Origin of the sequence: Candidatus Bandiella woodruffii (assembly GCF_034359465.1) — a bacterium.
Classification (GTDB): Bacteria; Pseudomonadota; Alphaproteobacteria; order Rickettsiales; family Midichloriaceae; genus NDG2.
Genome location: NZ_CP110820.1, coordinates 539,636 through 562,962, shown reverse-complemented (window position 1 = coordinate 562,962; position 23,327 = coordinate 539,636). Strand labels below are relative to the sequence as shown.

The following is a 23,327-nucleotide window of genomic DNA, read 5'->3' as shown; positions in this document are numbered from 1 at the left end:
CTCCCAAGATATTAAATTATATTGTTTTGACTATATGATCTAACAGATCGTTTTTGGTCACTTTATTTTTATGTTCGTGCCAATATATTTTCGCAATATTTAGCAATTCTCCTATTTTTTCACCACTATAACCCAACTTTTTTAAGTCCGTTCCAGTGAGTGGAAATTTCTCTATTTTTTCGTTTAGTACCTCATCACGGTACAGCATGTAGTTGGGTAATTCTTTTATGTTGTTTACCACAAATAAAAACTTCAAGTATAATTCTTGCCCATACTCATACCAATATTTATAGTGGTGAAAATCACGAAATTTCTGGGTATGATCAAAAGCAGATAAACACACCAACTCTTTGTATTCTTTGTTTGAGAGCAATATGCTTTGCCTTAATTCATCAAGATGTTGTGGTTTTTCAGCGCCTGTAATCGCTATGATGATTGCTAAATTGGTCAACGGTTCCATCTCTTGAAACGTTATATGTCCCATGCTTTGTGGTAAAACAATGCCTTGAGGAAATCCAATATATTGCAAAACATGTGCGTTATTGAGCATGCTAATGACCTCAAGCCCATATTTTGCACTAAGTAGCTTAAATAGTTCTCGTTTTATTCTTTCTTTTGATATGTATACCAAATTGCTAATACCGCCAATAGCTGCATTATAGCTTGCGTCATCAATGCAAGTTAGGCCGAAATAACCCAAAAATCTAAAGAACCTCATGATTCTCAGGTAATCCTCGTTTATTCGCTCAGAAGGTTCTCCAACGAACTTCACAACTCCATGCTGCAAATCTTTTTGTCCACCAAAATAATCGTAAACTTCACCTTCTGGGTCCATTGAAAGTGTGTTGATAGTAAAATCACGTCTTGAAGCGTCCGCCTTCCAGTCGTTTGTGAACTCAACTTTAGCATGGCGACCAAAGCATTGTACGTCTTTTCTGAGGGTTGTAATTTCGAAGCCACAACCATCTATAACGACCAAAACCGTCCCATGCTCTAATCCTATGGGAATCACCTTGCAATTGTGCTGCTTGAATATCTCTATTATTTTTTCGGGCAAAACATCTGTGACAACATCAAAATCTGTTGGTGTCTTATTACATAAATAATCCCTGACACAGCCACCAATCAGTCTACATTGCCCTCCAGCCTTTCTTATAACACCAAACAATTTCTTCAATTGTTTGGGAAAAACTATTTTTATAGTTTCCATAAGGTGAAACTCTTGTGGTGTAAGGTAGCCATTCTTACTTTAGTTGTACTTTTTTTCTAAGAATCTTAATTCTCTTGCGCCATTGATGATTTGTTCTGCAATTTGATTTGCCAATACATGATCTGAAAATTGATTCCCCCAATTTCCTCTATTGTCTAACCGCTGTTTATAAACATTTACTTTAAGTGAATCAGCCTTAAACTCCTTACCATTGATAAAAATATTTATTTTATAACGCTCTTTGGAATTTTCGCCTGTGCTATACCAATCTGTTACTATCACACCTCCGAACGAGTCGCACGAATTAATTGGCATAAAGTTAACCTTGTCAAGAGCCGATTTCCATAGATAACCGTTTACATTTACAGCTTTATTCGTATTTAAGCCCTCATCTTTCCCACCGAATAAAAATATACCCCCACTGCTCAATGTTCCAACCCTTTGTTCCTCTATTTGTTGTTTGGTTTTTGGGTAACTTTTTTGAACATCAAGTTTTGAGCATGAAGACAACATACAAATGGCTGCTAAGCAGACTGTATAGCGTAAATAAGTCATTCTTATATTCGAAAAACAATTTTTCCAAGAGTACTGAACATCAAGTAAAAAGTCAACTATATACTCCACTAACTCTTACCACCCCGCAAGATTTTACAAATAAGAGGAAAGGATAAAAAGTCATTAGTATTTGAACATTGATTATATTGTGCTAGATAATGTCGTCATGAGATTTTAAGCCAAAGAGATAAGCATCTAATCTGAATTGCGGCAAGAAAAGAAGCTGAATTTTTAGCATATCTGGTTGCAATTCCCCTCCATCTTTTAAGATGAAGAAAGGTGTTTTCTACAATATGCCTTATTTTGTATAAATCTTTATCGTATTTTCTCTGGGTGATTCTGTTCTTTTTAGGAGGAATAACAACTCTCATGCCCAATTCTTGGGCATGGTCAATTATGTAATTAACATCGTACCCTCTGTCGGCTAGTAAGTACTCAGCTTTCATCTCTTCAATAAGATTAACAGCCTGCTTGCAATCAGCTTCTGAGCCTTTTGTGATAATAACTTTGAGTGGCATACCATGTGAATCCAAGGCAAGGTGAATCTTTGTATTGAGCCCCCTTTTGTACGACTCATATCTTGATTGCCGCCTTTTGCACCTGAAGCATGTGGATGCACTTTACTATGACTTGCGTCTATCATTAACCATTCCATATCAGGTTCTTTCACAAATATCTCCAATAAAGCCTCCCATATCCTTTTGTCTCTCCATCTGCAAAATCTTTTATGTGTATTTTTCCATCCTCCATATTCTGAAGGCAAATCTCTCCAGGGAGAACCTGTTCTTAATATCCAAAATACTGCGTTAATGAATCTTCTGTTATTATGTGCCAAACCTCCCCACGTACCTTCCCTTCCTGGTAAATGATCCTTTATCAAATCCCACATATTATCTGTTATATCATGCCTATGTAGCCCTAAATCCATTTTTACTCCTGATTTATCTTTTCTTTCATATTATATCACAAATCTCATGACGACACTATCTAAAAATGGCAAAGATTTTTGATAACAAATTTGTTCCTATCTTTGAGCGGATTCTACTAAAAACGCTATAATCAGGTGTGGCTTCGGTTAAATCAAAATCACAAAACCACTTGGCTGCAACACTGTCACTCAAATATCTTTCTAGTTCACGATCTGACAAATCTTCCATAAACTGTAACAACAAGCATTTAAATAAACGTAGAACACCATATCCCTTATAATTAGCAGGAGATTCAATTCCCTTCAGCTCTTGCTCTGCTGCCCCAAAATTAAACAGCTCCTTAAATTTGCGATATTGATGCTCACTACCAACCAATTGATCCAAACATACCATTATTATTTGATGCGCTGATGACATTTTTCTCTTCTTTATTCTGTAATCCACTCCACTATACCTTTCTTTATTCCATCTTGCAACACTCCCAAAGAGAGAGTTTGGGGGTAAAATGGCAAAATTGGAGAAAGTGAGGTACGGGTCTAATGATAGACAGAAGCGCTAGAAAGCCTATAAATGCTGGAGTTGCAAGAGGTGCTTACGTTATCACAAAAAGAGGAGAGAAAAGTTCCCTTAAAAAATCTGGCGGAGAGGGAGGGATTCGAACCCTCGATACGAAAAATCGTATACTTCCTTAGCAGGGAAGCGCCTTCGACCACTCGGCCACCTCTCCCAAGAGATTCGATATAATCTTATTTTTTTTATTGAAAATAGCAATCAAAAATTCTTCATATCGATAAATAAGAAAGTTTGAGAGGTGTGTTCATTTATTAGACACTGTATACACACACCTTAAAGTAGAGTGTGTGCATACTCAAAGTATTTTAAAAATTGGCAAGGAGTTGAGTGGTAAGTATGGTGAGCGTATAAAAAAGTACATGATGAAATGCGAGAGCACGAAGATGACGACGCCAACTTTTAAAAGACGCGGAGTATTATTAGCAGGGGCTCTGTGTAATGGTTTTAGAGTTTTGACTTCTGTACTTATATGAATGTATTACATACGAGCCCTCAGAGTGTTAGCCAAAGATAGATATAAAATTGCCCTGCTCACTTAGATAGTGTCGTCATGAGATTTGTAGTATAATATGAAAGAAAAGATAAATCAGGAGTAAAAATGGATTTAGGGCTACATAGGCATGATATAACAGATAATATGTGGGATTTGATAAAGGATCATTTGCCAGGAAGGGAAGGTACGTGGGGAGGTTTGGCACATAATAACAGAAGATTCATTAACGCAGTATTTTGGATATTAAGAACAGGTTCTCCCTGGAGAGATTTGCCTTCAGAATATGGAGGATGGAAAAATACACATAAAGGGAGCGTTGAAAGATAAAATAAGGATAAATGTGATGGTTTGATTTAAGGAAGTTTGGACCATGGTCTAAAAAAATTAACAAAAAACTGGTTTCCCCAAGAATTCAAAAGATTTCTTTGAGGTGGGATATGGTAATTTTTAGCTTTTTATTGATTCTGCGAAGCGTGATTTTATGAGCTTAGGCAGTAAGAACCGTTAAACGTTTTAAATTAAAGCAGATAGCATTCATAAATTCAGCAAACTGATTTTTGGCAATTCCTATGTATCGCAATCGTTTATTATCTTGAGAAAACACCCTCTCAAACGGAGCCCTTATGGAAGTATAGTATCGATCAAGGTCAAAATTCTTTTGCTTCATATTGTTTTTCTTGATGGCGCAAAAATGAATACCTCTGCTTTTAGCTGCATTCTTTGCTGGTGCAACACAATACCCTTTGTCAGCATAAACTGCTCCACTATTTGGTAAAACATGCGCAACTCCCTTTGCATCGGTAACATTAGCAGGCGTTATAGCAACCTTGTTGATCATTCCGGATTGAATATCTACGCTTACATGTTTTTCTTATAGCCATACCAAAATTTACTACCACCCTTGCACCCTATTTTGGCTTGTTTATCATGTGCGACTTTAGGCAAGACTTCGTTGTTAAGTTTTTCATATTTTTGTTTTCTGGCTTCATCCCGCTCTTCCCATAAATTAGCTTTGGAGATCAAGTGACTTGCATCAACAAAAGTAAATACCTCGCTCATATATCCTTGAGATTTTAGTTGATCTCTAAAAATGGCAAAGATTTTTGATAACAAATTTGTTCCTATCTTTGAGCGGATTCTACTAAAAACGCTATAATCAGGTGTGGCTTCGGTTAAATCAAAATCACAAAACCACTTGGCTGCAACACTGTCACTCAAATATCTTTCTAGTTCACGATCTGACAAATCTTCCATAAACTGTAACAACAAGCATTTAAATAAACGTAAAACACCATATCCCTTATAATTAGCAGGAGATTCAATTCCCTTCAGCTCTTGCTCTGCTGCCCCAAAATTAAACAGCTCCTTAAATTTGCGATATTGATGCTCACTACCAACCAATTGATCCAAACATACCATTATTATTTGATGCGCTGATGACATTTTTCTCTTCTTTATTCTGTAATCCACTCCACTATACCTTTCTTTATTCCATCTTGCAACACTCCCAAAAAAGATTTTGCAGATGGAGAGACAAAAGGATATGGGAGGCTTTATTGGAGATATTTGTGAAAGAACCTGATATGGAATGGTTAATGATAGACGCAAGTCATAGTAAAGTGCATCCACATGCTTCAGGTGCAAAAGGCGGCAATCAAGATATGAGTCGTACAAAAGGGGGCTCAATACAAAGATTCACCTTGCCGTGGATTCACATGGTATGCCACTCAAAGTTATTGTCACAAAAGGCTCAGAAGCTGATTGCAAGCAGGCTGTTAATCTTATTGAAGAGATGAAAGCTGAGTACTTACTAGCCGACAGAGGGTACGATGTTAATTACATAATTGACCATGCCCAAGAATTGGGCATGAGAGTTGTTATTCCTCCTAAAAAGAACAGAATCACCCAGAGAAAATACAATAAAGATTTATATAAAATAAGGCATATTGTAGAAAACACCTTTCTTCATCTTAAAAGATGGAGGGGAATTGCAACCAGATATGCTAAAAATTCAGCTTCTTTCCTTGCCGCAATTCAGATTAGATGTTTATCTCTTTGGCTTAAAATCTCATGACGACATTATCTAGTAAACAGAGAACCTTGAAAATAATCAACTCCCAGTTCCTTTAATAGGGTTATAACTCTTTCATTATCGACATACTCTGCAATCGTCTTAAGCCTTAAGTTTTTAGCCAATTCTATTAAAACTTTAACAAATAGCATATTATTTCTGTTATCCATAATATCTCTGATATATTCACCACCTATTTTCACGCTGGTGGCATTTATGTTTTTAAGCTGCACATAAGAGTTGTAACCTGACCCAAAGTCATCTATGGATATACCACACCCTAATTCATTAAGTTCCCTAATTAGAAAACTAGCTTCTTTGAAATTTTTGATAATTGAACTTTCTGTAATTTCAAAAGTCAAACGACCAAAAAAGTCTTTTTTATAAAACAGTCTTTTAACAAATTCAACCCATTCAGTGTCTGTAATTGTAGCACCAGAGATGTTAACATGAAGTTTTATGTCCTCATCTCTTTCCAATAGTTCGACGGCCTTAGTTAAAACAAATTTATCCACAGTACGTATCACACCATAATCTTCGGCTGCCTGAATATGGGGGGAAGCGGATAGTTTATATCCACGATTGTCTACTATTCTTAGTAAGCATTCATAAAACTCATGCTCACCTGTCGTACTATTGACTATTGGTTGATATTGCAGTACCACTCTGTTTGTTTCCATCGCTTGCATAAAGGGAGTGTTGCAAGATGGAATAAAGAAAGGTATAGTGGAGTGGATTACAGAATAAAGAAGAGAAAAATGTCATCAGCGCATCAAATAATAATGGTATGTTTGGATCAATTGGTTGGTAGTGAGCATCAATATCGCAAATTTAAGGAGCTGTTTAATTTTGGGGCAGTAGAGCAAGAGCTGAAGGGAATTGAATCTCCTGCTAATTATAAGGGATATGGTGTTTTACGTTTGGGAGTGTTGCCATAAGATAGATAAGATGCTAAAATGAATATAGCGAGCAACAAAGAAAATAGAGATATGAATACAGAGTGTAAAAAATGCAGTAGCAGTAAATACGTTAAGAATGGTAATATTAGGGGTATGCAAAGGTATAAATGCAAAGAGTGTGGATGTAATTTTACAAACACTAAATTAAGAGGCTGTTCGCCAGAGATGAAGGCTCTGGCAGTGTTATTGTACAGCATGGGGAAAAGTAGCTTTAGATGGCTAGGGAAATTATTTAAAGTAGCTCATACTAGCGTATATAAGTGGATAATACTGTATGCTAAAAAGATACCAAGACCAACAGTGCCGGAAGAATTGAGAGAAGTTGAAATAGATGAGATGTGGCATTTTGTAGATTCAAAAAAAACAAATTATGGATATGGAAAGCCTATAGTAGGGAGCTCAAGAGAGTTGTTGCCTGGGTGGTTGGTAAGCGTAACGTTACAACCTTTAGAAAATTGTGGAAAATCATAAGTAGAGATAATTGCAGTTATTACACAGACGATTGGTCTGTTTATTCAGAGGTTATACCTCGCCATCAACATGTTGTTGGCAAACAACATACACTCTCAATTGAGTCCAATAACTCAAACACAAGGCACAGAATTGCAAGAATGACCAGAAAAACAAAGGTAGTTTCAAAATCTGAAGAAGTTGTCGATCTTACGATTAAGCTCTGGCTACATTTTGAGGATAACAATAATTTCCTAAGTGAGCAGGGCAATTTTATATCTATCTTTGGCTAACACTCTGTTACGTTTATTTAAATGCTTGTTGTTACAGTTTATGGAAGATTTGTCAGATCGTGAACTAGAAAGATATTTGAGTGACAGTGTTGCAGCCAAGTGGTTTTGTGATTTTGATTTAACCGAAGCCACACCTGATTATAGCGTTTTTAGTAGAATCCGCTCAAAGATAGGAACAAATTTGTTATCAAAAATCTTTGCCATTTTTAGAGATCAACTAAAATCTCAAGGATATATGAGCGAGGTATTTACTTTTGTTGATGCAAGTCACTTGATCTCCAAAGCTAATTTATGGGAAGAGCGGGATGAAGCCAGAAAACAAAAAATATGAAAAACTTAACAACGAAGTCTTGCCTAAAGTCGCACATGATAAACAAGCCAAAATAGGGTGCAAGGGTGGTAGTAAATTTTGGTATGGCTATAAGAAAAACATGTAAGCGTAGATATTCAATCCGGAATGATCAACAAGGTTGCTATAACGCCTGCTAATGTTACCGATGCAAAGGGAGTTGCGCATGTTTTACCAAATAGTGGAGCAGTTTATGCTGACAAAGGGTATTGTGTTGCACCAGCAAAGAATGCAGCTAAAAGCAGAGGTATTCATTTTTGCGCCATCAAGAAAAACAATATGAAGCAAAAGAATTTTGACCTTGATCGATACTATACTTCCATAAGGGCTCCGTTTGAGAGGGTGTTTTCTCAAGATAATAAACGATTGCGATACATAGGAATTGCCAAAAATCAGTTTGCTGAATTTATGAATGCTATCTGCTTTAATTTAAAACGTTTAACGGTTCTTACTGCCTAAGCTCATAAAATCACGCTTCGCAGAATCAATAAAAAGCTAAAAATTACCATATCCCACCTCAAAGAAATCTTTTGAATTCTTGGGGAAACCAGTTTTTTGTTAATTTTTTTAGACCATGGTCCAAACTTCCTTAAATCAAACCATCACATTTATCCTTATTTTATCTTTCAACGCTCCCATAAAAACACCTAATAAGTCGGTATAATTTATTTGTTTTTGTATCCTAGCTAAGGATAAGTCATAGAAACTATAGTTGTTATTTTTTTCATGCCTGCACTCAAAGAGTGCTATTTGTGCACAGTTAAAAGATTCTTCCATAATACCATCGCGACTATACTGCGCTAAACCTATTTTAACAAGAAAGAATAAACTGTTACTGCAAAATTCATCGTTACCTAAGTTGACGTCCTCTATCAATTTCTCAATCAACCTAACCACATACTTGTGATTTTCATACGGTACAGCTAACACATAGGAGTTATAATCAAGCTTTTGAAGAAAAAATTGATCTCTGGTACTTTTTCTGAGACTCTTCCTAATTTTTTCTCCTATATATTGCGTTGATTGGCTATCAAAATGTTGTTCAATTATTGCGAAGTTATCAATATTAATGACGCCAAGTTGAAAAAGCCTGGCCTCGGATGTTAAGCAGTAAGTAGCTATCTGGCTAAAAATACCAAGCAAGTGATTTTTAAACATTTTAGTATCCCAAACAAATTGATTCAGGCCTGTTATATGAAGAACGCAGAACAGAACATAAGGTAATAAAGACTTCCATTAAATAATTGCCAGAGAACCTTTGAGCTATCTATTCTTATACTCAAAACATCTGCCATCTTCAAGAGAATTCTATGACTCTAAAACTTAGCATCACTTTGGATTTTTAGGTGCAGGTTTTAGTATCAAGCTAAGTTCTCTCAAGCTTTTATGTGCAAAAGGATGGATAAAATCTGGAGCAACTTCAGCAGCTGGAATAAGTGCAAAATCTCTGTTTAACAGCTCTTTATGAGGTATCTGCAATGTTTCTTCTTGAATGATAAGGTTGTCTGCAATTAAAATGTCCAGGTCAATTATTCTTGGAGCCCATGGTCTTGGGTGTTTCTTCCTCCCCATTAGCTGCTCAATTGTTTGTAAAACTTTAAATAAAGTAATGGGCGCATGAGGGTAGTTTAGTAGAACTGCCAGATTCAAAAAGCCTTTGTTCCAACTGACAGGAGAGTTTGGCTTTAGTAATGCTTTGGATTTGTATACACTTGATACTTTTACAACCTCAGACACTTGGGCAAGCAACTTAATTGCATTGTTTATATTAAGAGCTTTATCGCCTAAATTACTACCAATTCCTATAACATAATACATATACAACTTGTTGCTAAATTAGTGTACTATTCTCAATGTATAAACAAAGGTTTTTGAATAACAACAATTTTGATGACAAAATTCTTATTAAAAAGTAACTACAGCTTAAGTGGTGACCAAGCTCGGGCTGTTGAAAGTTTAGTATCGGGGATTAACGACAATAGGCAAAATCAAGTTTTATTAGGGGTAACTGGGTCTGGAAAAACTTTTGCAATGGCAAATGTCATACAACAATGCCAAAAGCCTGCACTGATTATGGCTCATAACAAAACTTTAGCGGCACAGCTTTATGAGGAAATGAAGGGGTATTTTCCAGATAATGCAGTCGAATATTTTGTTTCGTATTATGATTATTACCAGCCTGAAGCATATATAGCGCAAACAGGCACTTATATTGAAAAAGATGCTCAAATTAATGAACAAATAGACTTGCTTCGCCACTCAGCAACAAGGGCACTGCTTGAACGTAAAGATGTGATTGTTGTGGCGTCGGTTTCTTGTATATACGGGCTTGGAGCACCAGAGCTCTATTTACAGATGTCTTTTAAACTGCAAAAGGGGCAAGAATATAAACGTAAGGAAATAATGCAAAAATTGGTCGAACTCCAATACAAAAGGATGGACTTAGATTTTGTGCGTGGTGGTTTTAGAGTTAGAGGGGAAAGTATAGACATATTCCCCTCACATTATCAAGATACAGCTTGGAGGGTGACATTTTTTGGTGATGAAGTAGAGAAAATATATGAATTCGATTATTTAACTGGAGAAAAAACAAAGAGTCTTAAAGAGATCACAATATTTGCAAACAGTCATTATATAACGCCAAGGCCAACTCTAGAACAAGCAATTAAGCTCATTAAAGATGAATTAAATGAAACAATAAAGGAGCTCAATTCTGAGGGAAAAATTGTGGAATGCCATAGAATTACGCAACGAACAAACTTCGATTTGGAGATGATTATGGAAACAGGATCATGCAAAGGAATTGAGAATTATTCCAGGTACCTCTCGGGTAAAAACAAGGGGGAACCACCACCTACATTATTTGAGTATATTCCTAAAGATGCCTTGCTCTTCATTGACGAAAGCCACGTAACGGTATCGCAAATAGGGGGGATGTATAATGGAGATAGAGCTCGTAAAACAACACTTGTTGAACATGGATTCCGCTTGCCATCTGCGCTTGATAACAGACCATTAAGATATGAGGAATGGGATTTGATGCGCCCTAAAACTATTTTTGTTTCTGCGACGCCAAGTATCAGAGAGCTTGCCTATACAAATGGTGAGTTTGTGGAGCAAATTATAAGGCCAACAGGACTGCTAGATCCCATATGCGAGATCAGAAAGTGCGAAACGCAGGTGGATGATTTGATAGGAGAATGTAAAGTTACAACTAAAAACAGTCAAAGAGTACTGGTTACAACTCTTACCAAAAGGATGGCAGAGGATTTAACAGACTACTTGAATGAGGTGGGAGTTAAAGCTGTATATATGCACTCAGATATAAAAACTTTAGAGAGAGTAGAGATAATTCAAGAGCTGAGAAAGGGGAAATACGATGTCTTAGTTGGAGTAAATCTTTTAAGAGAAGGACTTGATATACCAGAGTGCTCTTTAGTTGCCATTTTAGATGCTGATAAAGAGGGATTTTTACGTTCAGAAACTTCTCTGATCCAAACAATTGGTCGCGCAGCAAGGAATAGTGACGGCAGGGTGATTTTATACGCAGATAAACAAACTGATTCAATTAAGAAAGCCCTTTTGGAAACGGCCAGGAGAAGAAAAATTCAAGAGCAGTATAACAAAGAGCATGGAATCACTCCAACCACAATCAAAAAGCAATTGATGAACTCCCTAAGTTTAGCAGCAAGTGATGCATCTGAAAATATGATATATGATAAGGAGGAGTTAAGCGTGGAGGGGGTGGAGAACAACATATCAAAAATTGAACATGAGATGCTAGAAGCAGCTAAGAATCTGGAGTTTGAGAAGGCAGCGAAATTACGTGATAAGTTAAACAGACTGAAAGAGGACTTATTAATTATCTCGTGACGATAAGTTGTGATACTTTTGATAATGAGTTAGATTAAGTGGTGGATGCTACGATAATTTATTTTCCAAATCTTTATTTATTATGGGTGGAATTATTTTGAATTTTTGGCCGTCAAAATCAGTTTAATTATTCAAAAATAATAAAAATTTTGTTTTATTGGGAGTGTTCATAAATAGATAGAAAGAGCTAAAGCTTTGTTAAAAAATAAAACAAGGGATAATCTTAGCATTTCAGAACACTTGCTAAAGCGTTTAGTCTTGCGATTTAATCTAGCAAGCATATCCCTTAAGGAGGAATTGAAGCTCTCAACCAAACAAGTTTCAGACTTTGTCTGCAGATGTATTTGAGCAATTTTATAATGACAATAGACCTCATACCCATCTGTACACATATAACGAATTTGGTATTTTTCTCCTAGCTCACGAGCTAAATCTACGTAATTTTCTTTATCACCTGAACCTACTTTAAACGCAACAGTTTTGAATCTGTCCCTATCGACAGCAGTCCATATTCTTGTTTTATTCTCTTTTTTTTGACGTATGTATATAGCTCATCCATCTCTAATATCTCTATACGCTTCTTATCTCCCTCTATCTTTTGATTCGTCACCATCTCATCTACTACTTTCCCTGCTTGTTTGATCCAATAAAATACTGTACTTAACGGGATATTTAATATGTGAGCTATCCTCCTAATTCCGCAGTTATTTAGATACATCTTTATCACCATGCTCCTCTCTTTATTACCATATTTCCAATTCTTCCTACCATCTCCTTCTGTAAAGTTTTTATTACAACTCTTACATTTGTATCTCTGCTTTTTCCTTGCATATCCATTTTTTGATACCTCTTTCCCTTTGCAATATTTACATTCTATTTTCTCCATTTTTCCCTTTCTTTTTTTCCTTCCCTCTCCTTATATCACATTCTTTTCTTCTTTCCTATCCTTTTTAAAACACTCCCGTTTTATTTGTAACATTATGAGTTGACTTACATGCCCTGGTTCTATATACTACCGTTTAGTGTTATGGGCTGTTTTTGAGTACATCTCTTCTCATATTTTCTTCCTAACAATTTTATCTATATCATTGTATTCAAGGATAGCCCGCCGATGTTTTTATTCCATCAGTTATAGTTTCCAATAGCTTGCTAAAACTGAAGTAAGGTTTTTAAATTTTTCTGAGTCTTCATAAGTTTACAGTGGGCCTTGATTTTTTTGGGTTAAAGGGGTAATAGTAAGTAAAACTTGTCGAAGTTAGTACAATAAAATGTTTGATCCTCTTTTATTTTCGCAAAATGTAATATTTATAGAAGAGCTTTACAACAAATATCTGCATGATCCACAATCAGTAGATGAAAGTTGGAGGCAGTATTTTTCCCAAGTAGGGGAGGATAATGGAGATTTTACCCAATATTTTATAGGGCCGAGTTGGCTGAAGAGAAAGGAAAAAATTGTTGGTTATAAAGAAAAAACGGTTTCGACACAGAAGGAAAAATTTCCACCAATACCAACGTCATCAGATGCCAACCTGTCGTTTAAGGTTGCAAAGCTTATAGAAGCGTTTAGGGCATATGGACATATGGCTGCAAAGATAGATCCACTGGAGGTAAGAGAGAGTAAGCTTCCATTGGAATTAGAACATACCAAATATGGCATTAAAAAAGAGGATTTAGAACAAATTGCATACATTGATGGTGCGTTTGGATGTAACGAGATGAAAATAAATGAACTATACAAAACTCTTTTAAGAACTTACAGTGGCAGGTTTGGTGTGGAATTTATCCATATGGAGAATTTAGAGGAAAGGGAATGGCTGAGAAGCAAAATTGAAAATGCTGCAGGTATAATAAATTTTGACAAATCCAAAAAGGTAAAAATATTAAGCAGCCTGATTGAGGTCGAGATGTTTGAAGGATACCTGCATACCAAGTTTCCTGGAGCAAAAAGATTTTCGATTGAGGGAGCTGAGAGCAATATCATCGCGATTGAGGAGGTTATTAAGACATCAGCGAAGAATAACGTTGTAGAAGCCGTCTTTGGGATGGCGCATAGAGGAAGACTAAGCGTTCTTGCAAAAATTATGAAAAAGCCTTATAGGGCACTTTTCTCTGAATTTAAAGGGGGCATATTCATTCCTGATAGCCTAAATTTACCAGGCGATGTAAAGTATCATTTGAGTGCTTCGGTTGATGTGGAAATTGAAGATAAAAAAATTCATCTTACGCTTACCCCAAATCCATCGCATCTGGAATTGGTTAACCCGGTTGTATCAGGCAGAGTAAGAGCTAAGCAAGATAGTATAAAAGACGTGGATAAAAAACGGGTGATGGGTGTGCTTTTGCATGGTGATGCGGCGTTTTCTGGGCAAGGTTCTGTTATGGAATCATTAGCCATTAGTAATGTTAAGGCTTATAACACCGGGGGTGCGGTGCATATCGTTACCAACAACCAAATAGGTTTCACAACCACATCTGATGATGGAAGATCATCAAGATATTGTACAGACATAGCTAAGATGATTGCAGCACCAATCTTTCATGTCAGTGGTGATGATCCTGAGGCTGTGGCATATGTGAGTGAAATTGCTGCCGAGTATAGGTTGAAATTTAAAAAAGATGTTTTCATAGATGTTGTTGGTTACCGTAAATATGGGCATAATGAAAGTGATGAACCGATGTTCACTCAGCCCAAAATGTATAGCATTATTCACCAACATAAATCTCCCTCAGAAATTTATTCAGAAAGATTACTGAGTTTGGGAGAAATTACGAAAGAAGAAATAAACCAGATAAAGGGCAAATTCAAGGAGTTTTTAGATAAAGAGTTTGAGTTTTCCGACACCTATAAAGCAGAAAAAGCTGATTGGTTACAAGGTGTGTGGAGTGGATTTGACGAATTTCTGACTGATAAGAATAGCAAAGTGGTGACAGCTGTTGACAAAATGCAATTAAAGAGCTTGGCAACAGTATTGAGCTCTGTTCCTAACAACTTCAAAGCAAATCCTAAAGTGGAACGTGTCTTGAAAAATAGAAAGGAAATGCTAGACAAAGAAGATGGGATAGACTGGGGCATGGGAGAGACTTTAGCCTATGCTACTCTGCTGCAAGATGGGTATAATGTTAGGATTACAGGTGAAGATGTTGAAAGAGGCACTTTCTCGCATCGTCATGCTGTAGTGGTTGATCAAGAGAACGAATCCAAGTATGCACCACTTCAAAACCTTGGGGGAAGTGCAAACTTTGAAATACACAACAGCATTCTTTCTGAGTTGGCTGTGATGGGGTTTGAATATGGTTACAGTTATTCTAGTCCCAATACCTTAGTGATTTGGGAAGCACAGTATGGGGATTTTGCAAACAGTGCCCAAATGATGATAGATCAATATGTAGCATCGGGGAAGGATAAATGGTTGCGGATGAACGGGCTTGTTTTGTTATTGCCGCACGGATATGCAGGCGACGGGCCAGAACACAGTTCCGCAAGGCTTGAGAGATATCTTCAGCTGTGTGCCAATGATAATATGACGGTTGCAAATTGCACAACACCAGCTTCCATTTTTCACCTATTAAGAAGGCACATGCACAGGAATTATCGGAGTCCATTAGTTATCATGACACCTAAATCTTTATTGAGGCATAAGTTGGCCGTATCTAAGTTGGAGGATTTTGCAAAGAATAGCTGTTTTAATGCTGTGTTAAGCGACGATCTCCAAGTCAGCAGTGTGAAGAAAGTGATATTCTGTAGTGGGAAAGTATATTATGACTTATTTGAGGAAAGAGAAAAGCGTCAAAGAAAAGATATCGCATTGGTAAGGCTTGAACAGCTGTATCCATACCCCCAAGAGGAGATAACTGTACAGTTAAAGAAATATAAAGGGGCAAAGCAAATCATTTGGTGCCAGGAAGAGCACAAAAATATGGGAGCATGGAGCTACATAAAGTTGAGATTTGATGAAACGGTGAGGATTGAGTATGTTGGAAGGGATGAGTCTGCATCGCCCTCAGCTGGGTATGGAAAACTCCACCTTAAGGAATTGAACACATTTTTAAACAAAGCATTTGAATAATAGGAGCAAGCATTATGACAATAAATATCACAGTACCATCGTTGGGCGAATCGGTTACTGAGGCAACAATTGCCAAATGGCATAAAAAGGTTGGTGAGCAAGTTAATGTCGATGAGCTCTTAATAGAGCTTGAGACAGACAAAATTACGCTTGAAGTTAATGCGCCGGCGTCTGGCATAATCACCGACATTAAAGCGCATGAGGGTGATGTTATTGCTATAGGTGATATACTGGGTTTTATGGAAAAAGGAGCGGCAGTTGTCGCATCTGCCCAGTCTGCACAAGAAAATATAAAACAAAATGTGCAGCAGGCTGCCTCTACTAATGTAAATGAGCAGGTTTTTTCTCCTGCAGCTCGAAAGATTGCATCTGAAAATAATATAACGCAAGTACCTACAACTTCAGGGAAGGATGGAAGAGTGACAAAAGGTGATGTTTTAGCAGCAATCGCAGTGCCTGCAACTGTTTCGCAAGCTGTGCAGTTGGAGGAGAGGATAAAGATGACAAGACTGCGCCAAACAATCGCAAAGAGATTGAAGGACTCTCAAAACACAGCTGCAATCCTGTCTACATTTAACGATGTTGATATGTTAGCTGCAATTAACTGCAGAACAGTATACCAAGATGCTTTTAAGGAAAAACATGGTGTGAAGCTTGGATTCATGTCTTTTTTTGTAAAAGCTGCAGTTACAGCTCTTAAAGAAATTCCTAATATCAATGCTCAAATTGATGGAGACTATATTGTATATAAGAATTACTACAACATAGGAGTCGCAGTTGGGACAGAACAAGGTTTGGTTGTGCCGGTGATTAGGGATGCTGACAAGATGAGCCATGCTGATATTGAAAAAGAAATTACAAGCCTTGGTAAAAAAGCAAGGGAAGGAAAGCTTTCAATGAATGATATGCAAGGTGGGACATTTAGCATTACAAATGGTGGTATTTATGGTTCTTTACTTTCCACCCCCATCATCAACCCTCCACAATCTGGGATATTGGGAATGCATAATATTGTCCCAAGACCTGTTGCGTTAAATAATGAGGTTGTAATTAGGCCAATGATGTATATTGCGCTTTCTTACGATCATAGGATTATAGATGGTAGCGAAGCGGTGACCTTCCTAAAAAGGATAAAAGAGCTGGTTGAAGTGCCAGAGAAAATTTTGTTTGGTTTGTAATAAACATATGGTTGTTAATAAAGTGTGATGCTCCCTAAAAAAGCATTTTAATTAGAGGTGAAAATGGAAAAATATGATGTTCTAGTGATAGGTGGTGGTCCTGGTGGTTATGTGGCTGCAATTAAAGCTGCACAGCTTGGAAAAAAGGTTGCATGTGTGGACAATAAAAAGTTTTTGGGTGGAACATGCTTAAATGTTGGGTGTATTCCATCTAAATCTCTGCTTCACTCAACACATCAATATCATCAAGCCAAGCATGATTTTATAAGGCATGGGATAGAGTTTAAGGAGCTTAACTTCTCCTTGGATAAGATGATGAAAAATAAGCAAGACACACTGGAAGGGTTGGGCAATGGTATTGCCGGATTATTTAAAAAGAATAAAATCATCTATTATAACGGTTTTGCAAGTTTTAATTCCATAGGCAAAGAAGTTGTAGTTAATTTAAATAACGGAGAAAAGAAGACGATTTCAGCAGAGAGCATAATTATTGCAACCGGTTCAACCCCAATCATGTTACCTAATATCTTGGTGGATGAGGAAAAAATCATTACTTCAGATGGAGCACTGTCACTTAAAACAGTCCCCAACAAAATGATTATAATAGGGGCTGGTGTTATAGGTCTTGAGCTTGGTTCTGTATGGTCTAGATTGGGGGCTAAGGTTGAGATAGTGGAATTTGCAGACAACATCTTGCCGGGTTTTGATAATGATATCAGGAAAGAAGCAAAAAAACTTTTCGAGAAACAAGGGTTGGCTTTTAGAGTTTCATCTAAGGTAATCAAAGCAGAAGTAATCGGCAAAAAAGTTAATATTGAAATAGAAGCTGTGCAAAATGGTGTGGTCGAGAAAATAGATGCTGATGTTGTTTTGGTTGCAATTGGCAGAAAAGCAAATACTAAAGGCTTAGGGCTTGAAAATATTGGTATAAATTTGGATGAGAGAGGTAGAGTTTCGGTAAACAACAAATTTTCAACCAATGTTACAGGGATTTATGCCATTGGAGATGTGATTGCTGGACCAATGCTTGCCCATAAGGCTTCTGATGAAGGAGTTGCAGTTGCAGAAATCATTAATGGCCAGCATGGTCATGTGAATTACAACACAGTGCCAGGAGTTGTATATACACACCCTGAAATTGCGGTTGTCGGTAAGACAGAAGATGAACTCAAACAAAATAAAGTCCCATATAAAGTTGGGAAGTTCCCATTCCTTGCGAACAGCAGAGCGCGGACTTCTAATGAAACAGATGGGTTCGTTAAGATTGTAGCATGCGCCAATACGGATGAAGTATTGGGGGCACACATCATAGGGGCTTCAGCCGGAGAATTGATAGCAGAGATTGTGTTGGCAATGGAGTTTAAGGCATCATCCGAAGACATAGCCCGAATTTGCAACCCACATCCAAGTTTGAATGAAGCGATTAAGGAAGCTGCACTTGCGACCTACTTTAAGCCTATTCATTTTTAACCGCCAAAAAGTATTAGCTTTAGTGAAATCTACAAAATGCAAAAGATATATCTCACCAATACTCTCACCAATCAGAAAGAGGAGTTTGTCCCATTTGATAAAAACGAAGTGAAAATGTATGTGTGTGGTCCTACCGTATACGATAGGGCGCATATTGGAAATGCCAGGTCATCAGTTGTATTCGACGTACTTTATAGGTTGTTAAAAGCAATATACCCAAAAGTGACTTATGTTAGAAACATAACTGATGTGGATGATAAAATTATTGCAGCCAGTAGCCAAAGTGGTGAAGATGCTGGGGTTCTAACCAAAAGAATGACAGATTATTTTCATGATGATCTTGGAGCCTTAAATTGCCTTTTGCCAGATCATGAGCCTAAAGCTACAGAAAACATCCAGCAGATGATTGCGATGATTGAAAGGTTGATTGCAAAAGGCCATGCATATGTCAGCGACGGGCACGTATATTTTGCTGTAAGGAATTTTACTGCGTACGGAAGGTTATCCAACAGAAGGTTGGAGGAGATGGAAGTTGGTGCAAGGATTGAGGTGTCTGAACTGAAGTATGACCCTTTGGATTTTGTTTTATGGAAGCCAAGGAAAATTAATGAAGCTGTATATTTTGACAGCCCATGGGGGCATGGAAGACCGGGATGGCACATTGAATGTTCTGCCATGAGCAAGAATATACTCGGCGATAAGTTTGATATACACGGTGGTGGGGCAGATTTAATATTCCCACATCATGAGAACGAGATAGCTCAAAGTATTTGCGAATCATCAACCAACCAATTTGCCAAATATTGGGTGCACAACGGCTTCCTTACGGTTAACGGTGATAAGATGAGCAAGAGTCTTAAAAATTTTATAACGGTTAAGGAGTTGTTGGACTTGGGGGTTTCCGGTGATGTGCTAAGATACTTTTATCTGACGGCCCATTATCGAAAGCCTTTAGATTTTAATCAAAAAGCTCTGGATGATGCAAAAAAGGGAATTGAAAAATTCACAGTTGCTCTTGAATCAGCACCTAAAGAAGAATTGTATAACAGTTCTGATGAGTTTTTACGCTATTTAACAGATGATTTAAATACGCCACTTGCATTGTCATACATACAGAAGTTGGCGGGACAAATATTGAAAGGAGATACAAGCAAAGCTGCAGAATTACGATTTTATTGTGGATTGTTGGGTTTCGAGTTAAAAACAAAAAGGCCAGAAAAAAATATACCTAGTGAGATAATCCTACTCGCGGAAGAAAGACAGTTGGCTAAAGCTCAGAAACAATGGGTTGAAGCCGATAGAATTAGGACGGAAATTGAGAATTTGGGGTATAAGATTATGGATACCAAAAACGGCTATAACATAACTTCAAGCTGAAAGTTTCCAACTTTTGAAGTTAGCGGAGTATACATGCGGCGGTCATTAAAATTTTACAACTCGATATACTTTGTTTCCAGAAGTTCTGCAAATTTGGCCAGCTAGTTCTAGCTCAATTAATAAGCAGTTCAAAATGTTAACAGGTATACCTAGTTGATCTATTATGTCTTCAATTAAAACTGGGGAGTGTGACAAAGAATTGGCAAGTTTTCCCCTATATAAGTCTAGTTCTGCATCAGAAGGAATGTTGTTTGTGCTATATCCCACAAATTTCAATAACTTATCAGAAGCAAAAAAAAAGTCGTATCTTTAACCCTCCGATTCAAATCTTGCAATATATCACTTGGCGACAAAGCCATATTTGCACCTTGTTTCAGCAACTCGTTAGTACCTTGAGATTTTGGGTCTAGTGGTGAGCCTGGAACCGCGTAAACCTCTCTATTATAATCCAAAGCAAATTTAGTCGTAATCAATGTGCCAGATTTTTGAGAAGCCTCAATTACCAGCACACCTAAACATAAACCTGCGATAATCCTATTTCTTTGTGGGAAATGCTGTGATAAAACAGTGGAGTTAATGGGTTGTTCTGTTATAACAACTCCTTTCCCATATATATCTTTGTATAACTCAACGTTTTCTTTGGGATAAATATGATTTATTCCTCCAGCAATAACACCTATTGTGCCAAATTCTAAACTACCTTTATGCGCATAAGAATCTATGCCTTTCGCAAGGCCAGATACTATAACATACCCAGCTCTTGCAATCTCTTTTGCGAAATCATAAGCCAGTCTGTTTCCATTAACTGTAGAATTTCTGGCTCCAATCACTGCAAACTTATGTGTGTTAGTTATTAGCTCTTTATTACCTTTAATTATAAGAACTGGTGGATAATCTGGAATATTGGTAAGTATGCTTGGATATATCTCATCACAAGCCAACACAATTTTTGGGGAGTGTTCATAAATAGATAGAAAGAGCTAAAGCTTTGTTAAAAAATAAAACAAGGGATAATCTTAGCATTTCAGAACACTTGCTAAAGCGTTTAGTCTTGCGATTTAATCTAGCAAGCATATCCCTTAAGGAGGAATTGAAGCTCTCAACCAAACAAGTTTCAGACTTTGTCTGCAGATGTATTTGAGCAATTTTATAATGACAATAGACCTCATACCCATCTGTACACATATAACGAATTTGGTATTTTTCTCCTAGCTCACGAGCTAAATCTACGTAATTTTCTTTATCACCTGAACCTACTTTAAACGCAACAGTTTTGAATCTGTCCCTATCGACAGCAGTCCATATTCTTGTTTTATTCTCTTTTTTTTGACGTATGTATATAGCTCATCCATCTCTAATATCTCTATACGCCTCTTATCTCCCTCTATCTTTTGATTCGTCACCATCTCATCTACTACTTTCCCTGCTTGTTTGATCCAATAAAATACTGTACTTAACGGGATATTTAATATGTGAGCTATCCTCCTAATTCCGCAGTTATTTAGATACATCTTTATCACCATGCTCCTCTCTTTATTACCATATTTCCAATTCTTCCTACCATCTCCTTCTGTAAAGTTTTTATTACAACTCTTACATTTGTATCTCTGCTTTTTCCTTGCATATCCATTTTTTGATACCTCTTTCCCTTTGCAATATTTACATTCTATTTTCTCCATTTTTCCCTTTCTTTTTTTCCTTCCCTCTCCTTATATCACATTCTTTTCTTCTTTCCTATCCTTTTTAAAACACTCCCAATTTTTGCACCGTGTTTCTCAGTTTCAAGAATTTCTTTTTCTATAACGGCAATACTCGGGACTAACTTATCACCTTTTGCTCCACCTTTTTTAGCTAAAACATCCACATTTTCCAGGGCCAGCTGAGGATCGCCGTATAAGTTCATTAGCTCAATAAATGTTTTGGCTCCAACATTCTTGGTTCTAGCCAATCTAAGCCAAGAAAGCCTAAAACTTTCCGACTTAGATTTATCCGTCGCAGAACCCATCCAGCTTATAGCTGTGTCAAATTTTTTCAGTATCAATACTTACTCTCCCTGTGCTAGGCTGAAGCCTAAATTATCATCATAGGTATTTAAATTGATTATTGACATAATTTCAAACTTTAATTCATTTATCTTATTAATTAATCTTAGAACATCATCTTGAGTTATGTTAGAGACGTTATCCGCCTTTAAGAATCTAAACCTATAAAAATCCACTGGACAAATATCAGCACCTCTTGGCCAAATTAGCAACCCTCTGTTAGACACCATATGCAGTCTGAATGCGTTATCTAAATTTTTCAGTTCTTCCGCCAAAGCTGGTGTGAAACTTTTTCTTAAAAATACATCTACCCCAACCAATTCAATCACTTCATCAACTATAATACTTTCTGTGACATTAATCTTATTATTTTCCTTGGAAACATGTTGATTGATCAGTTGCTTGGGTTCTTTTCCAAAATTACCAATAACTGCTTGGGTAAATTCTGTTGTGGATAATTTCTCCTTGCTTTGCTCATCTGTATATATATCTGCGGTGTGATACCCCTCTTCAATTGTTTTTAACCAAGCATTGTAAATTTGATTTGCTTCTTTATGGTGCCCCATATATCTAAGCATCATTACTGCTGAATTTAAAAGTCCAGACGGATTTGCTATATTTTTCCCTGCAATGTCAGGTGCAGAACCATGAACTGCTTCAAACATTGCGTGTTCTTTCCCAATGTTTGCGCTACCTGCCAGACCCACAGAACCAGAGACTTCAGATGCAATGTCAGACAGAATATCTCCATATAAATTTAACGTAACGATAACATCAAAATTTTCAGGCCTACTTGCAACTCTTGCAGACGCAATATCAGCTAGCATATGTTCTGCTTGTATTTCTGGGTATTCAAGCGCAATTTGGGAAAAAACATCCTGAAATAATCCATCTGTAATCTTCAATATATTACTCTTTGTAACGCAAGTTACTTTTTTTCTATTATTTGCACGTGCATATTCAAAAGCATATCTTACAATTCTTTGGCATCCTGGTACTGAAATTAGCTTCATCGCCATTGTGGCATTTTGTGTTAATTTATATTCAATTCCTGAATATAAATCTTCTTCATTTTCTCTTATGATCACAATATCCATATCTCTAAAAGTGCCAATAAAAGGGTGGTAAGATATTGCAGGACGTATATTTGCAAACAAACCCAAGCTTCTTCTAAAAGTTACATTCAAACTTTTATATCCTCTGCCCAGAGGGGTTGTGATTGGAGCTTTCAATAATACCTTATTCCTATTAATGACTTCCCATACATCGTCTGTTATGCCAGAAGAGAAGCCCTTTTTATAAACTTTTTCTCCTATTTCTATGGTTTCTATCTGTAACCCTGTTTTTGCATGGCTCAAAATTTTTAAAACCGACTCCATAATTTCTGGGCCAATTCCATCTCCATAAGCAACTGTTATTGTGTTTTGTGTCATATGTT

At 36.9% G+C, this 23,327-nt stretch carries 28 protein-coding genes, 1 tRNA gene and 2 pseudogenes; 13 read left to right on the top strand and 18 right to left on the bottom strand.

Translation table 11 applies throughout. The annotated features are described in order from the left end of the window. Positions 1-16 precede the first annotated feature (16 nt). The 5 genes from Bandiella_RS03450 to Bandiella_RS03430 all read right to left on the bottom strand — a co-directional run bounded on the left by Bandiella_RS03450 (position 17) and on the right by Bandiella_RS03430 (position 3,421). Positions 17-1,210, bottom strand: coding sequence for a CCA tRNA nucleotidyltransferase (locus Bandiella_RS03450; protein ID WP_323733366.1), 1,194 nt, complete (start codon positions 1,208-1,210; stop codon positions 17-19). 39 nt (positions 1,211-1,249) lie between these two features. Continuing rightward, positions 1,250-1,834, bottom strand: a complete 585-nt coding sequence (locus Bandiella_RS03445; RefSeq protein WP_323733365.1) for a DUF3576 domain-containing protein — start codon at positions 1,832-1,834, stop codon at positions 1,250-1,252. A 95-nt stretch (positions 1,835-1,929) separates the two neighbouring features. Then, positions 1,930-2,693, bottom strand: a protein-coding gene (locus Bandiella_RS03440) for an IS5 family transposase (protein ID WP_323732808.1) whose coding sequence is annotated in 2 segments (ribosomal slippage) — positions 1,930-2,321 and positions 2,321-2,693 — 765 coding nt in all. Because the reading frame shifts where the segments join, the coding sequence is not laid out codon by codon here. Between the two features lie 55 nt (positions 2,694-2,748). Continuing rightward, positions 2,749-3,138, bottom strand: coding sequence for a transposase (locus Bandiella_RS03435; protein ID WP_323733364.1), 390 nt, complete (start codon positions 3,136-3,138; stop codon positions 2,749-2,751). A 193-nt stretch (positions 3,139-3,331) separates the two neighbouring features. After that, positions 3,332-3,421 (bottom strand) — tRNA-Ser (locus Bandiella_RS03430). 444 nt (positions 3,422-3,865) lie between these two features. On the opposite strand from Bandiella_RS03430, the pseudogene Bandiella_RS03425 reads away from it, so the two are divergent. Next, positions 3,866-4,069: pseudogene (locus Bandiella_RS03425) on the top strand (transposase); the annotation flags it as partial. Between the two features lie 178 nt (positions 4,070-4,247). On the opposite strand, the gene Bandiella_RS03420 reads toward Bandiella_RS03425, so the two are convergent. After that, a complete protein-coding gene (locus Bandiella_RS03420) occupies positions 4,248-4,598 on the bottom strand; it encodes a transposase (RefSeq protein ID WP_323732514.1) in 351 nt (116 codons plus the stop codon). 20 nt (positions 4,599-4,618) lie between these two features. Continuing rightward, positions 4,619-5,230 (bottom strand): transposase, encoded by a 612-nt coding sequence (locus Bandiella_RS03415; protein WP_323732577.1) that lies wholly within the window; start codon positions 5,228-5,230, stop codon positions 4,619-4,621. Positions 5,231-5,247: 17 nt separating this feature from the next. Here Bandiella_RS03415 and Bandiella_RS03410 point away from each other — a divergent pair. Beyond that, a pseudogene (locus Bandiella_RS03410) lies at positions 5,248-5,834 on the top strand (IS5 family transposase); the annotation flags it as partial. A gap of 5 nt (positions 5,835-5,839) precedes the next feature. Here the strand turns inward: Bandiella_RS03410 and Bandiella_RS03405 are convergent. Beyond that, positions 5,840-6,511 (bottom strand): EAL domain-containing protein, encoded by a 672-nt coding sequence (locus Bandiella_RS03405; RefSeq protein WP_323733363.1) that lies wholly within the window; start codon positions 6,509-6,511, stop codon positions 5,840-5,842. Between the two features lie 3 nt (positions 6,512-6,514). On the opposite strand from Bandiella_RS03405, the gene Bandiella_RS03400 reads away from it, so the two are divergent. From Bandiella_RS03400 to Bandiella_RS03375, 6 genes are read left to right on the top strand one after another with little or no spacing between them, the layout of a single operon-like run. Continuing rightward, positions 6,515-6,769, top strand: a complete 255-nt coding sequence (locus Bandiella_RS03400; RefSeq protein WP_323733362.1) for a hypothetical protein — start codon at positions 6,515-6,517, stop codon at positions 6,767-6,769. 18 nt (positions 6,770-6,787) lie between these two features. Beyond that, positions 6,788-7,261, top strand: coding sequence for an IS1/IS1595 family N-terminal zinc-binding domain-containing protein (locus Bandiella_RS03395; RefSeq protein WP_323732992.1), 474 nt, complete (start codon positions 6,788-6,790; stop codon positions 7,259-7,261). Continuing rightward, on the top strand, positions 7,165-7,533 hold the full coding sequence (locus Bandiella_RS03390) for an IS1 family transposase (protein WP_323733386.1): 369 nt from the start codon (positions 7,165-7,167) through the stop codon (positions 7,531-7,533). The genes Bandiella_RS03395 and Bandiella_RS03390 overlap by 97 nt, the downstream gene beginning before the upstream one ends. After that, positions 7,499-7,864 carry a transposase gene (locus Bandiella_RS03385; protein ID WP_323733361.1) on the top strand — a complete coding sequence of 122 codons (366 nt, stop codon included), beginning with the start codon at positions 7,499-7,501 and terminating at the stop codon, positions 7,862-7,864. The genes Bandiella_RS03390 and Bandiella_RS03385 overlap by 35 nt, the downstream gene beginning before the upstream one ends. Further along, entirely contained in the window at positions 7,839-7,970 is a 132-nt protein-coding gene (locus Bandiella_RS03380; RefSeq protein WP_323733360.1) for a hypothetical protein, read from the top strand. The genes Bandiella_RS03385 and Bandiella_RS03380 overlap by 26 nt, the downstream gene beginning before the upstream one ends. A 20-nt stretch (positions 7,971-7,990) precedes the next feature. After that, positions 7,991-8,341 carry a transposase gene (locus Bandiella_RS03375; RefSeq protein ID WP_323732514.1) on the top strand — a complete coding sequence of 117 codons (351 nt, stop codon included), beginning with the start codon at positions 7,991-7,993 and terminating at the stop codon, positions 8,339-8,341. 135 nt (positions 8,342-8,476) lie between these two features. On the opposite strand, the gene Bandiella_RS03370 is transcribed toward Bandiella_RS03375, so the two are convergent. Together Bandiella_RS03370 and folK are read right to left on the bottom strand one after the other, a co-directional pair. Beyond that, entirely contained in the window at positions 8,477-9,040 is a 564-nt protein-coding gene (locus Bandiella_RS03370) for a hypothetical protein (protein WP_323733359.1), read from the bottom strand. A gap of 171 nt (positions 9,041-9,211) precedes the next feature. Further along, on the bottom strand, positions 9,212-9,700 hold the full coding sequence (gene folK, locus Bandiella_RS03365; RefSeq protein WP_323733358.1) for a 2-amino-4-hydroxy-6-hydroxymethyldihydropteridine diphosphokinase: 489 nt from the start codon (positions 9,698-9,700) through the stop codon (positions 9,212-9,214). A gap of 72 nt (positions 9,701-9,772) precedes the next feature. Here folK and uvrB point away from each other — a divergent pair, with 72 nt between their 5' ends. Next, positions 9,773-11,755 carry an excinuclease ABC subunit UvrB gene (gene uvrB / locus Bandiella_RS03360; RefSeq protein WP_323733357.1) on the top strand — a complete coding sequence of 661 codons (1,983 nt, stop codon included), beginning with the start codon at positions 9,773-9,775 and terminating at the stop codon, positions 11,753-11,755. A gap of 167 nt (positions 11,756-11,922) precedes the next feature. Here uvrB and Bandiella_RS07525 read toward each other — a convergent pair whose 3' ends face one another. Together Bandiella_RS07525 and Bandiella_RS03355 are read right to left on the bottom strand one after the other, a co-directional pair. After that, the gene (locus Bandiella_RS07525; protein ID WP_407651266.1) at positions 11,923-12,267 is read right to left on the bottom strand and encodes an IS1 family transposase; all 345 of its coding nucleotides are present in this window, start codon (positions 12,265-12,267) and stop codon (positions 11,923-11,925) included. Further along, positions 12,216-12,641 (bottom strand): IS1/IS1595 family N-terminal zinc-binding domain-containing protein, encoded by a 426-nt coding sequence (locus Bandiella_RS03355; protein ID WP_323732544.1) that lies wholly within the window; start codon positions 12,639-12,641, stop codon positions 12,216-12,218. Before Bandiella_RS03355 ends, Bandiella_RS07525 begins: the two co-directional genes overlap by 52 nt. Positions 12,642-13,023: 382 nt before the next feature. Here Bandiella_RS03355 and Bandiella_RS03350 point away from each other — a divergent pair, with 382 nt between their 5' ends. From Bandiella_RS03350 to cysS, 4 genes are all read left to right on the top strand, one after another. Then, positions 13,024-15,822 (top strand): 2-oxoglutarate dehydrogenase E1 component, encoded by a 2,799-nt coding sequence (locus Bandiella_RS03350; RefSeq protein ID WP_323733356.1) that lies wholly within the window; start codon positions 13,024-13,026, stop codon positions 15,820-15,822. Positions 15,823-15,836: 14 nt separating this feature from the next. Further along, positions 15,837-17,000, top strand: a complete 1,164-nt coding sequence (gene odhB, locus Bandiella_RS03345) for a 2-oxoglutarate dehydrogenase complex dihydrolipoyllysine-residue succinyltransferase (RefSeq protein WP_323733355.1) — start codon at positions 15,837-15,839, stop codon at positions 16,998-17,000. 63 nt (positions 17,001-17,063) lie between these two features. After that, a complete protein-coding gene (gene lpdA, locus Bandiella_RS03340; protein WP_323733354.1) occupies positions 17,064-18,470 on the top strand; it encodes a dihydrolipoyl dehydrogenase in 1,407 nt (468 codons plus the stop codon). Between the two features lie 36 nt (positions 18,471-18,506). Beyond that, entirely contained in the window at positions 18,507-19,847 is a 1,341-nt protein-coding gene (gene cysS / locus Bandiella_RS03335; protein ID WP_323733353.1) for a cysteine--tRNA ligase, read from the top strand. A 45-nt stretch (positions 19,848-19,892) separates the two neighbouring features. Here the strand turns inward: cysS and Bandiella_RS07520 are convergent, their stop codons facing one another. Genes Bandiella_RS07520 through Bandiella_RS03315 form a run of 6 tightly spaced genes read right to left on the bottom strand, consistent with a single transcriptional unit; the run spans position 19,893 to position 23,322 of the window. After that, positions 19,893-20,114 (bottom strand): DprA-like winged helix domain-containing protein, encoded by a 222-nt coding sequence (locus tag Bandiella_RS07520; protein WP_407651277.1) that lies wholly within the window; start codon positions 20,112-20,114, stop codon positions 19,893-19,895. Positions 20,115-20,119: 5 nt separating this feature from the next. Further along, positions 20,120-20,794 carry a DNA-processing protein DprA gene (dprA, locus tag Bandiella_RS03330; RefSeq protein WP_323733396.1) on the bottom strand — a complete coding sequence of 225 codons (675 nt, stop codon included), beginning with the start codon at positions 20,792-20,794 and terminating at the stop codon, positions 20,120-20,122. A 13-nt stretch (positions 20,795-20,807) separates the two neighbouring features. Beyond that, entirely contained in the window at positions 20,808-21,152 is a 345-nt protein-coding gene (locus tag Bandiella_RS07515; RefSeq protein WP_407651266.1) for an IS1 family transposase, read from the bottom strand. Continuing rightward, positions 21,101-21,526: an IS1/IS1595 family N-terminal zinc-binding domain-containing protein gene (locus Bandiella_RS03325; protein ID WP_323732511.1), complete on the bottom strand. Its 426-nt coding sequence runs from the start codon at positions 21,524-21,526 to the stop codon at positions 21,101-21,103. Before Bandiella_RS03325 ends, Bandiella_RS07515 begins: the two co-directional genes overlap by 52 nt. Before the next feature lie 35 nt (positions 21,527-21,561). Beyond that, complete coding sequence (locus tag Bandiella_RS03320; RefSeq protein WP_323733352.1) at positions 21,562-21,852, bottom strand: hypothetical protein; 291 nt, start codon at positions 21,850-21,852, stop codon at positions 21,562-21,564. Positions 21,853-21,891: 39 nt separating this feature from the next. After that, positions 21,892-23,322, bottom strand: a complete 1,431-nt coding sequence (locus Bandiella_RS03315; RefSeq protein WP_323733351.1) for an NADP-dependent isocitrate dehydrogenase — start codon at positions 23,320-23,322, stop codon at positions 21,892-21,894. Between the last annotated feature and the right edge of the window lie 5 nt (positions 23,323-23,327).